At 45.0% G+C, this 12588-nt stretch carries 8 protein-coding genes; 7 read left to right on the top strand and 1 reads right to left on the bottom strand.

What is annotated here, in order from left to right:
• Window positions 1-2: 2 nt before the first annotated feature.
• Window positions 3-1460 carry a CoA-acylating methylmalonate-semialdehyde dehydrogenase gene (gene mmsA, locus CWM47_RS14420; protein WP_100988661.1) on the bottom strand — a complete coding sequence of 486 codons (1458 nt, stop codon included), beginning with the start codon at window positions 1458-1460 and terminating at the stop codon, window positions 3-5.
• 428 nt (window positions 1461-1888) lie between these two features.
• Between mmsA and topA the strand changes: the two genes are divergently transcribed.
• The 7 genes from topA to CWM47_RS14385 all read left to right on the top strand — a co-directional run bounded on the left by topA (window position 1889) and on the right by CWM47_RS14385 (window position 12304).
• Window positions 1889-4570: a type I DNA topoisomerase gene (topA, locus tag CWM47_RS14415; protein WP_100988659.1), complete on the top strand. Its 2682-nt coding sequence runs from the start codon at window positions 1889-1891 to the stop codon at window positions 4568-4570.
• 126 nt (window positions 4571-4696) lie between these two features.
• On the top strand, window positions 4697-6994 hold the full coding sequence (locus CWM47_RS14410) for a glycoside hydrolase family 20 protein (protein ID WP_100988657.1): 2298 nt from the start codon (window positions 4697-4699) through the stop codon (window positions 6992-6994).
• 24 nt (window positions 6995-7018) lie between these two features.
• A complete protein-coding gene (locus CWM47_RS14405; RefSeq protein ID WP_100988655.1) occupies window positions 7019-7720 on the top strand; it encodes an SIR2 family NAD-dependent protein deacylase in 702 nt (233 codons plus the stop codon).
• Window positions 7721-8148: 428 nt separating this feature from the next.
• Window positions 8149-9219, top strand: a complete 1071-nt coding sequence (locus CWM47_RS14400) for an HNH endonuclease family protein (RefSeq protein ID WP_100988653.1) — start codon at window positions 8149-8151, stop codon at window positions 9217-9219.
• A 263-nt stretch (window positions 9220-9482) separates the two neighbouring features.
• Window positions 9483-10052, top strand: a complete 570-nt coding sequence (locus tag CWM47_RS14395) for a hypothetical protein (protein WP_100988651.1) — start codon at window positions 9483-9485, stop codon at window positions 10050-10052.
• Between the two features lie 591 nt (window positions 10053-10643).
• Entirely contained in the window at window positions 10644-11339 is a 696-nt protein-coding gene (locus tag CWM47_RS14390) for a hypothetical protein (RefSeq protein WP_100988649.1), read from the top strand.
• 158 nt (window positions 11340-11497) lie between these two features.
• Entirely contained in the window at window positions 11498-12304 is an 807-nt protein-coding gene (locus CWM47_RS14385) for a hypothetical protein (RefSeq protein ID WP_100988647.1), read from the top strand.
• The last annotated feature ends 284 nt before the right edge of the window (window positions 12305-12588 follow it).

The following is a 12588-nucleotide window of genomic DNA, read 5'->3' as shown; positions in this document are numbered from 1 at the left end:
GTCTAACTCATCCAGTTTATACCCGCTTCGGGGTTCCATTTCGTCGTACTTTTTTTGAATTTCGTCCAGAATTCGATGGAGCTTTTACCCGTAATGTCGCCCACACCAAATCGGCTTTCGTTCCAGCCGCCAAACGAGAAGGGTTCGCGCGGAACAGGCACGCCCACGTTCACACCCACCATGCCGGCACTGGCTTTGTCGATTACGTATCGGGCCATGCCGCCGTTTTGCGTAAAAACAGAGGCCGCGTTTCCATACGGACTGGCGTTTTCAATGTCCAGTGCTTCATCGACCGTATTCGTCCGCATAATGCTGATAACCGGACCAAAAACTTCTTCTTTGGCAATGGCCATATCCGGCGTTACGTAATCAATGACAGTTGGCCCAACATAGGTGCCGTTTACTTTCCCATCGACAGTTAGATTGCGGCCGTCTACCAGAATCTTAGCCCCCTGGCTTTCCGCTTCGGTGATGTATTGTTCAATGCGGTCTTTCGATGCCCGATTGATGACGGCTCCCAGATTTTTGCCGGTCACAAGCTTTTGCGCTTCTTCGCAAAGTTTCTCAATAATGTGGTCGACCGACCCCACAGCCACCATAGCCGAAGCCGCCATGCAGCGCTGGCCTGCACAACCGGCCATCGACGCCGTTATATTTTGAGCCGTCATGGCTGGAATCGCGTCGGGCAATACAATCAGGTGGTTTTTAGCGCCACCCAATGCCAGGCAGCGTTTGTAGTTGCCGGTTGCCCGTTTATACACCGCTTTGGCAATTTTTGTAGAACCCACAAACGAGACCGCTTCGATGCCCGAATGATCGCAAATGGCTTCGACAACCTCTTTATCGCCGTGAACAATGTTAAAAACACCCGCTGGCAAACCCGCTTCCTGCAACAGTTGGGCCAATCGCCCTACGCTCAACGGCACCTTTTCTGACGGCTTGATAATCATGCAATTACCAAGTGCGATGGCATTTAAAATTGTCAAGTTGGGCACCATACTCGGAAAATTGAACGGCACAATGCTGGCAACCACACCCAGGGGCACATGTTCGGTTCGGCACTCTACGCCCCTACTCACTTCCAGCACTTCGCCAGTAACAATTTGCGGCAACGAACAGGCAAATTCGGCGAGCTCAGCCCCTTTCTCGATTTCGGCAACAGCTTCATCGTACGTTTTGCCATTCTCTTCCTGAACCAGTAGGGCCAGTTCGTTCAGATTTTTTTCTAGCAGCGTTTTGTACCGGAAAAATACCTGAACTCTTTCTTTAAGGGTAGTCCGACTCCAGGCCGTAAAAGCTGCTTTTGCTGCCAGTACCGCTATGTCTAAATCGACCGCAGTCGACAGGGGAACGGTCGATAACCGTGTGCCGTCAATCGGAGAAACGACATCCAATGACCGGTCGGTTATTGAATTGACAAATTGCCCATTTATATAATTCTGAATTGGGGTGTACTTCATGTGGGGCTACTTTATTCTGCATTTTTTACAGAAACAGCACATGCAAACTAAAAATTATTTAGCTAGTAATCAACATGGTTGCACCAGCAAAAACAGCGATGCGTTTTACCCTGTCCAGCATAAATAATCAAAAATTATTCCTGTCTGTTTTTCAGGGTTCATCAACCCCGTGTCAAGTTAAAATAACCAGCCACAATTTATAAGAAAACAGGCCATTTTAGCTCATTTATAAGGGTTTTGACGGTTTTATACGAACTGAGTCTGATTACCTGGTGTTATCAATACATAACCGCTCTGGCAACCCGCCAATCCTCCGCATTTGTTTCACCGTAAATAGCCTGTCTTGTACAAGTCAGTGCTTTTGCGTCTATATTTGGCTCGATTCGTGGGAAATGGTAGTGGAGACAGTTTCAATTTAAACATCGATTATGTCGAAAAACTTAGTCATAGTGGAGTCGCCGGCGAAGGCGAAAACCATTGAAGGCTATCTTGGAAAAGACTTTACGGTGAAGTCCAGTTTTGGTCACGTTCGCGATTTGCCTAAAGATGGGCTTGCCGTCGATGTGGCGAATGGCTTCCGACCGTCTTACGAAATTTCGCCCGATAAAAAGAAGTTAGTTAGTGAATTGAAGTCACTGGCCAAGTCGGCTGATGAAGTATGGCTGGCAACTGATGATGACCGCGAGGGAGAAGCTATTTCCTGGCACTTGAAAGAAGCCCTTGGTCTCCGCGATAACACCAAACGTATCGTTTTTCGGGAAATCACGAAAAATGCCATTCTGAACGCCATCAAGTCACCCCGCACTATCGATGTAGATCTTGTCAATGCCCAGCAGGCACGGCGAGTTCTAGACCGGTTGGTGGGTTATGAGCTTTCGCCTGTACTCTGGCGTAAAATTAAAGGCGGCAGCACCGGTTTATCGGCCGGCCGGGTGCAGTCGGTGGCGTTGCGGCTTGTTGTTGAGCGGGAACGCGAAATTGACAAACACGCGGCAAAATCATCCTTTAAAGTCACCGCGCAGTTCATCGTTGATGGCAGTAAAGTATTAAACGCCGAGTTGCCAAAGAATTTCGCTACGCCGGGTGAAGCCCGTGCGTTTCTGGAAGCCTGTGTTGGTGCATCGTTTTCGATCAAGAATCTGGAAGTCAAACCAGCAAAGAAATCACCCGCGCCACCCTTTACGACCTCGACACTCCAACAGGAGTCGGCCCGTAAATTGAGCTATTCGGTTGATCGCACCATGCGGATTGCCCAGAACCTGTATGAAGCCGGTAAAATTTCGTACATGCGTACCGACTCGACTAACCTCTCACAGGAAGCCATTGACAAGGCCGTAGCCGAAATCGGTTCGGAGTTTGGTGATAAATATATTCAAACCCGGCAATTCAAGACCAAGAACGAGTCGGCGCAGGAAGCTCACGAAGCCATCCGCCCGACAAACTTCAATGATCGGAATGCCGGTGGCGACCGCGACCAGAAACGGTTATATGAACTGATCTGGAAACGCGCCATTGCCTCGCAAATGGCCGATGCGCAACTCGAACGGACAACCGTTACGATTTCGATTCGCTTTGCCAATAGTACAACAACGACGTTTCAGTCGAATGTTGACGATAGTCCGTTTGTAGAGACACCCAAAAGTGAAGCCCGGAATTTTCCATCCGAACTGGTAGCTCAGGGTGAGGTGATCAAATTTGACGGTTTTCTTCGTGTTTATCTCGAATCAAAAGATGACGAGGATGATGAAGATGCCAAGGGAATGCTGCCTCCGCTCACCATTGGCCAGGGTCTGAACCTGGGCCAGATGAAAGCCACCGAGAAATTTACCCGGCCGCAACCACGCTATGCCGAAGCCTCTCTAGTGAAGAAACTGGAAGAAATGGGCATCGGCAGACCATCGACCTACGCACCAACCATTTCGACGATCATAAACCGGGGCTATGTTGTTAAACAAGACAAACCCGGTCTGGAACGTAAATACGTCGAGTACACCCTTCAGCAGAATCAGATCAGCGAAACCAGTGGTAAAGAGACGTTTGGCTCCGAAAAAGCCAAGCTATTCCCCACAAACACGGGTGTTGTTGTCAGCGATTTTCTAGTCGAATACTTCCCCGATATCGTCGATTACAAGTTTACCGCTACGGTAGAGAAAGAGTTTGATGAAATTGCCGACGGGAAGATGAACTGGCAAACCATGCTTCAGGGCTTCTATGGCGATTTTCATAAGAACATTGAAGATATACAGGGTTCGTCGGGCGTGTCGTTCAAAACCGGCGAGCGCGTATTGGGTGCCGACCCGGCCAGCGGTAAACCCGTTTCGGCGCGACTTGGCAAATATGGTGCCTACGTTCAGATTGGTGAAGCCAGCGACGACGAAAAACCCCGGTATGCTAACCTACGCGATGGTCAGTTGATCGACACCATTTTGCTGGAAGATGCCCTGAATCTGTTCACCCTACCCCGCGAAGTTGGTTTCTTTGAAGATAAACCAATGATTATCGGAATCGGCAAGTTTGGCCCCTACGTGAAACATGATGACAAATACGTTTCGCTAACCAGGGAAGATGACCCTTACACCATTGACGAAAGTAGGGCCGTAGCGCTGATCCAGCAAAAACGAGCCGAAGCCATCAGCGAAGCCCTGGGTGAGTTTGAAGGCAAGATGGTTAGTACTGGCAAAGGTCGGTTTGGTCCTTATGTCAAGTTCGAGGATAAATATGTATCCCTGCCCCGAAACGAATCCCTTGCAGGTTTAACGCTGGAGCGGGCCATTGAACTGATTCAGGCCAAGCGCATCGTTGAAGCAAACAAATACATTAAGGAGTTTCCGGAGAATCCGGCTGTTAAAGTCGTAAATGGTCAGTATGGACCTTATCTGGCCGTTGGCAAACGCAACGTCAAGATACCCAAAGACGTTGACCCGGCCACGCTGACCCTGGAAGACTGCCTGAAACTAGCGGGCGACGATCCCGCTGCGGCTAAGGCACCAGCTAAAAAAACGGCAGCGGCTAAAGCGACAACCAGCAAAGCTCCAGCCAAGGCAAAAACGACGGCAACAGCAACCAAGAAACCAGCCGCCCCCGCAAAGAAAGCGGTTACGAAAAAGTAAGCCGGTCGAATTCAGTCAAAAACAAAAAACCTTCCCATGCCGGAAGGTTTTTTGTTTTTGACATCCTTTCAGCAAAATCATTGCTATTTTGCCAGCTAAACAACCCAATCGCTGATTTTTCACCGCATGAAACACCTGCTTTTTCTTTTACTACTATCCAGCACCGTACTTGCTCAATCTGACAATCAATATAATCTTATACCGTTTCCGGCCCGATTTTCCGGTCAAGAGGGGCATTTTACAGCAACGGCTAACACGCGCATTGTCGTGTCGCCCGCAACCGATGCAACGGTAAAAGCCGTGGCTCAAACCTTTGCAGGTCAGGCCAAAACGACCAATGGATTAGCGCTTGCGGTGGTCCCGGCAAGTCCGGCTCTGGCAAAGGGAGCGAACATTTTTTTCACCCTCAACAAAAAGCTGAATCTGGGCGATGAAGGGTATAAATTGACCATTACACCCGCTCGGGTATTGGCCGAAGCCGCCACAGCAAAGGGGCTTTTTTATGCCGCCCAGACGATGCGTCAATTGTTGCCTGTCAGTGCAGCGGTCCCCGCCACTATGCCGGCCTGCGCCATCACGGACAAACCTCGCTTTGGCTATCGGGGATTAATGCTCGACGTGGGTCGCCATTTCATGCCTGTCACCTTCGTCAAAAAATTCATCGACCTGATGGCGATGTACAAGCAGAACACCTTTCATTGGCATTTGACTGAAGATCAGGGCTGGCGCATTGAGATAAAAAAATACCCAAAACTGACACAGATCGGCAGCAAACGAGCCGAGTCGATTGTTGGTCAGTATTACCAGAATTACCCGCAGCAGTTTGACGGAAAGCCTGTTACTGGTTTTTATACGCAGGAAGAAATCAAAGATGTAGTCCGATATGCGCAGAGTCGGTTTGTGACCATTATTCCTGAAATTGAAATGCCCGGTCACGCGCAGGCGGCTCTGGCGGCTTATCCCGAACTGGGCTGTGACCCCGCTAAGGGCTATCAGGTGTTCACAAAATGGGGTGTTTCGGATGATGTGTACTGCCCTTCCGAAAAGACGTTTACCTTCTTACAGGATGTATTGACCGAAGTGATTGCCCTGTTTCCCGGAAAATACATTCACATCGGGGGCGATGAATGCCCCAAAACGGCCTGGAAACAAAGCGCGTTTTGTCAGGAGTTGATGAAGAAAAATAACCTCAAAGATGAGCACGAACTTCAGAGTTATTTTATCCGGCGTATGGAGAAATTTCTCAACAGCAAAGGCCGCTCAATTATTGGCTGGGACGAAATTCTGGAGGGAGGTTTAGCGCCCAACGCGACTGTAATGAGCTGGCGGGGTACTGAGGGAGGCATAGCGGCTGCCAAACAAAAACATACGGTCGTTATGACACCCGGTGGTACCTGCTACCTCGACAGCTATCAGGGCAACCCTGCCACCGAGCCCCTCGCTATTGGTGGCTACCTCCCACTCGATAAGGTGTATGCCTATGAGCCCATGCCGACGGAGCTATCAGCCGCCGAACAGAAATACATATTAGGTGTACAGGGCAACATCTGGACTGAATACATGCCCACCCCCGAATCTGTTGAGTACATGGCCTTCCCGCGAGCGATTGCTTTAGCCGAAGTAGCCTGGATGCAGCCCGGTGTGCATAATTTCGAGGATTTTGCCCAACGGCTTAAAAATCACTTACCCAGGCTTACCGGCGTCAATTATGCCAAACGACTATTCGACATTTCGGCCAGTACGCAAGCCAACGATCAGGGGCAGATTCAGGTCCTGTTAAAAAAGCTGGACACCGATAGTCAGATTTTTTATACGCTGAATGGCAAAGAACCCAATGCACAAAGTACCGAATACATCGGCCCAATTACTCTGACTAAAACAACGACCCTGCGGGCTATTACACAGACTGGGGGGATGCCTACGGGTGGGCGGCTCACCCAGACGTTTACGCTGCACAAAGGAAAAAATAAACCCTATACCTACGCCCTGGCACCCGACCGGAACAGTGATCCCAAACCCGCGAAACTAACCGATGGCGTTCGGGGCGATACACCCCGCAGTCGGCGCGAATGGGTAAATTTCTACGGCTCCGACATGGACATGACCATTGACCTCGGCGACGTAACGAGCGTAACGAAAGTATCCCTTAATTTCCTGAAGATCATTTTGGAAAAAGGCTTTCCGCCAAGCTCGGTCGAAATTGCTTTATCGAAAGATGGCAAAGAGTATAAAGATGCCATTGCCCGACCCGTAAACTATGATTTGACGGGCCCCTGGGATATCTTACCTGTTGTTGCTGACTTTAAAACGGCGCGGGCGCGGTATGTCAGAATCCGGGCCAAAAACGCGGGCGTTTGTCCTGCGGGACACCCCAATGCAGGTGAAAAAACCTGGCTGTCAACAGATGAAATTGTGGTGGAATAAGTAAATTTAACTTCTCCTGATTTTATGGATACTCGCAAAAAAATCGTTGTTCTGTCTGGTGCCGGCATTAGTGCCGAGAGCGGTATTCCAACCTTTCGCGCATCGGACGGCCTTTGGGAAAATCACCGCATTGAGGACGTTGCCACCCCTGAAGCCTGGAAACGCAACCCGGCACTCGTACAGGATTTTTATAACCAGCGTCGCAAGCAGGCACTCACCGTTCAGCCGAATGCTGGTCATTATGCGCTCGTGAAGCTGGAAGATAAATTCGACGTGACCATCATTACCCAGAACGTCGATAACCTGCACGAAAAGGCGGGTTCGTCAACCGTTGTTCACCTGCACGGCGAATTATTCAAATCCCGTTCATCGGTTGACGAATCCCTTATTTATGACATCGAAGGCTGGGAAATAAAAGCAGGTGACCTCTGTGCAAAAGGGTCGCCGTTGCGCCCGCACATCGTCTGGTTCGGCGAAGCCGTTCCTATGATGGACCTTGCTCTAGAGATAGCTGACCAGGCCGATATTTTTATTGTTGTCGGCACGTCGCTCAACGTATATCCGGCGGCAGGACTCGTGTATGTGGTACAGGACGGGGTACCCATTTATGTCGTTGACCCGAACATTCCGGTCATGCACAAAAAAGATAACGTCACCTTCATTGCCGAACCAGCCACAGTGGGCTTAACTCAACTTGCCGACAAACTTCTGTCGGAAGTCGATTAGAGGTAAAAATCCCTCTCATTTTTTTGTTACAATATTTGCAATTATTGATACTTATATATTCCTTTACTAATAGCCGGACACCAATTACTCACAAAAAGGCTCGCGGAACTAGCAACGACTGATAATCTGAATGTTATAGTTCCGCAAGTTCGCGCCCATATATATGTTGGGTGAAGGTAAACAGCCAGTAACGTAGCGGTAGGTTGTGTGCGACAGGCAGCTCGGCTCGATAAGCAAATTTCGGTTGACATAAGAAACGCCCCGACAGGTCAGGTTTAGGTTTGCATGTCAGCGTTCGTACGACAAGGCAAACGCCCCAACAGATTTGGCTCGCAGGAGATAGAGTAACACAAAATAAGAAGTGCGTATTTTTTTGTTGAAAGTGCGGTAATTGGCGCGTTTTGTGATATTATAAACAGATAATCTAAATGAAATTTGTACAACGTAAAGAACCAGAGTATTTTAAAGATTTAGAACTAAGTATTGAAAACTACCAGAGGTATTTTAGACAAATTCGTCCGGATATCATAAAAGAATTTAATAACAAGTGTGGTTATTGTGAATGTGATTTGAATCTCACTAGCTTACCCAATATTGACAATTTTTACCCGAAAAGCATATATAGCAGAAAAGCTTTTGAATGGAAGAGCTTAATTCTCTGTTGTCAAGTGTGTAATATTAGTAAAGCAAACCACTTTCCACTTGACGACAATGGGAATGCATTATTGATTAATCCTTCAATTGAAGATCCCAATGAACACATAGAATTGGATGTGAATTCTGGATTATTGAATGGGCTCACTGACAAAGGAAAAGTTACAATCTCTATACTTGGTTTAAATAGGCAAGCTTTAGTTGAGTTAAGAAGAAGGTTCGAAAATTTACAACAAATTCAATCATTATTTCCAAGCTTAAATATTGAACAAGATAGAAAGACAGTTTATCAAACCTTTCTTGATAATATAAAAATGATTTCTGATGTAAATATTAAACTAGAATATAAATCTAGTGAGGATACACTTATCGCATATCTGCTATATGCGAACATTATCACATCACTTGAGACTTACTTATCAGATATTTTCATAAACACAATCTTTCAAAACACCCTTTATCTAAGGAAGTTTGTTGAAACGTATCCTAAATTCAAAGGGAATGAAAACGCTCATAAATTTACACTTTCTGAGATTTATAATAAATATGATAAAATTGAAGAAATAGTAACCGACGAAATACTCGGAATAATTTATCATAACCTGCAAACCATTAAACCCATGTTTAAGGACACGTTTGCAGTAGAATTTCCAAAAGATATGAAAAGTATTTTTGTTGCAATTCAAATTCGACATGACATAGTTCATCGAAATGGAAAAACAAAAATCGACAAAGAAACTAAGTCATTCAAGGAACATACAATAGGGAAAGGTGAAATTAAAAATCTTATAACTGCAACATCTGAATTTGTAGCTGAAGTCGATAAGCAAATGATGAAACTATAAATAATATCACATGACATGTGTTTTGCATCAGGCGGGCTGAAGTGCAAAACTCAAGTTTTGTACTTTTATTGAACTTTAGCAATAAATTCGGCTTTTTTGCTTTGTTGCCTGCCCGAACACAAAGCCCCAAAACGTTGATTGTGGGAGTGTTCGCTTCGTATAGAGAGGTCACGGGTGACAGGTGACTCCGTATGACATAGTAAACGCCCCATTTGGTCAGTAAAGGCTTGGATGGCGGCCCATGAGCGACAAAGTAATAATTTATGACAGAGAGAGAAAAAGTATTGGAACTTCTTAATGTTCAGCTAAAAGAGTTGGACAATATAACAACCCGTGATAATGGTAGAATATGGGAACATTTTACGGTAGAAGTTATAAAAAAATATTTAGGCGAAAAATCAACATTTCTCCAGCCTTTCAATAGTTCTTATAACTTCTTTCAAGATAAATATTCTTTATCTACAGATATAAGTCGTGCAAAGGAAGTGATAAGAAAATGCATTCAATATATTGAGTTAAACGGAGTTCAGGAATTGCCAAAAACTATCGAATTTGTACAGCCTGAGCCACCTCAGTCAAATTTTATAAATCGAATTAGTGATACTGCACTTTGGACAATTATAGGAGTTGGCATACCGGGACTTATTAGTATCGGCATCTTTTTCGGTAATATGTACTCAGACAAGCAAAACTTCGAGTTGCGACAAGAAAACAGAATGATGAAAGACAGCTTATCTTCATTTAAATCCTCTGTTATGTCTGCTCAAGAAAGGACCCGTGACACAACAAATACAGTACGCAAGAAGCTTAAAAATAAGGGTCAACCAAAATAAGTTATCTGTTTTGGTGGAGTCCGTTCATGATTGGCTTCTTGCTCTATCAAATTATGTAGTTTCGCTCTGCGTGGGGTAGCTTTCCGTCGACAGGCAGCGCGTCCCAACAGAAAGCTTGGCAGCCCAACATAACGGGTGTGTAAAGGTTCAAGTGGCTTGTGTTTAGGGGAGTGACTCGCTCACCATCAACACCCGTTGGCGTTGGGTGTTGGTACAAAAAATACTTGTATTTTCAGCTTCCGGGCGACAAACAGCGCGGCTCTAAGGGTAGGCTTTTTACTTGCTGTTCCAGTATTCGGTCGATAGACCGCACGTCCCGACAGGCCAGCTTTTAGTTTTCAATTTCTGGCTTTCGGTTGACAGGTCAAAAGCTCCGGTGGGCAGGTTATAGGTTCCATTTTGGAGTTGCAGTTGGCCTGTCAACGGACCTGAAAGACCTAGGTTATTTTACCTTGATTAGTAAAGACGACTAGACCATAACTTGCGAATATATATAAGAGACTTTACTAATGATGAATTAAGCTGAATGAATCTTAAAAATAGATAATCAAGAATTTTTAAAGATAAATCTTGCCGAATTAAATCTGTATTATGGAATTTGACAGAATAAAATCTATTCTATTGGCGCTTGTTCCTTATGTGGTACTGTGTAGTTATATTTATTTTATTTCCTTCTTTCAGACATTTAATCTTAATGGATTAGCGTTTATTAATTATAATGAAATACTACAGATAACGGCATATACTTTCTTAATAACCTTCGGATTTTCTATTCTAATAAATTTCATTTTGGCAGTTGTCATGGTCGATTTTTTAGGATACAGCAGTGGCCGAGGTAGCGAAACTCGAATTGGCAAAATTGTAAACTCAAAATTATTTATATTTGCGTCTTTAATAATCTGGGTTTTAATTATCTACGGCATTTACCCAAATCAAGAAGAGTCTATTTTTTCAGGTAGATGGTTTGTTTGGGGAATGGCTGCCTGTTTTTTACCATATTTATATTTGAACAGTAGCGATTTGCTCATCGAATTTAGGGATTCACTAAGAGCAAACATTATTCATCTTATAGTGGTTTTGCCTATATTATCATGGAGCTTGGGGAAATATGATAGTTATAGGATAAAGAATAATATTTCCTATAGCTTTATATTAGAGAACAAAATTCAAAAGAAAATTATTTTATTGAATTCTCACAGCTATATTTTTTGTACAATGAACAATGATAGTTTCTTTATAGAAAAACCAGAAAAGTATAATAGTGTAGCCATCATACAAAAAAAATGATTCAGTTCTATATTATTTCAGCTTTGCCTGAGTGGTTTCGAACGACATTTATCAATTGAGTTTTAATAAGACAGGTGTCTCGTCTTGAAGTAGGTTTACACGTTTAGTTAATAATGACACCTTGGTAACTTTTCGGCTATTTCTGGTAATTTTACCTCATGGGTAAACAAGCCAGCCAGTACGACAAAATATTCAAAGAAAACATTGAAGCCGTCATTCCGAGTTTGATGCAAAATGTACTTGGCATCACGGCTGTTGAGGCCGAGGAACTACCCGACGACATTCAGCATACTAAAGAGCGAAAGCCTGATGTATTAAAGAAAATCACCGATAGTCATGGTAATACGTATGTTTTGCAGATTGAGTTTCAGGTAGCTGACGAGCCCAAAATGGTTTATCGCATGGCTGAATACTACGTCATGCTGCAACGTAAGTATGAAATTCCTGTTGAGCAGTATGTTATCTACTTGGGAGCAGCCAAACCGCAAATGCCTACCCAACTAGATGGTTCTTGGATGAAGTTCAAATTTCGGCTAATTTCCTTTGCAGAACTTGACTATCATATCTTCCTCAAATCAGTCCGGCCTGAAGAAGTCGTTTTGGGCGTTCTGGCTAATTTCAAAGAAGATAGTCCCGAAAGGGCATTGGCTCAAATTATCCAACGTATTGAGGAAACGGCCAACGGTGATTTTCCGTTAAAGAAGTATTTCAAGCAATTGCGCGTGTTAGCGCAGTTGCGTAATTTAGAAAACAATCTGAAAGACATAGCTATGGATAGCATCAGCAAGTTTGTAAGTGTAGAGAAAGACGCAGCTTATTTGGTTGGCTTAGACAAAGGAAAAGAAATATTTGTCATTTACCTTTTGAAGGCAGGGAGTCTAACAGTTGAACAAATTGCAGACATCGCAGGAGTATCTGCTGAGTTTGTCAAAAATGTTCAGCAAAAGCAATCCAAAGACAAATAATTTACTTTAGAACCCGTTACGCCATCTCTCCGGCGACAGGGTGCAGGCCTCAAATTCAATGTTGACAGCCCAACCTGCCATGTGTGTAAAGGCTCCTGCGTCGCCATCACCACATGGAGGTGTTGGGTGAACCGGCCAAAAAGTGCTTATAGGGTGGGTTACCGGCGACAGGCTTCCCGGCTCGACAGGCCAACGGGTTGGCTCGTTAGTCAGTTTGTGTGCGACAAAGGGTAACGACTCCGTTCATGGAACTCGAAAAGCAAATTTCGGGTCTGCCGTGACAA

It is taken from the genome of Spirosoma pollinicola (assembly GCF_002831565.1).
Classification (GTDB): Bacteria; Bacteroidota; Bacteroidia; order Cytophagales; family Spirosomataceae; genus Spirosoma; species Spirosoma pollinicola.
This window is presented reverse-complemented; position numbering and strand designations above follow the sequence as displayed.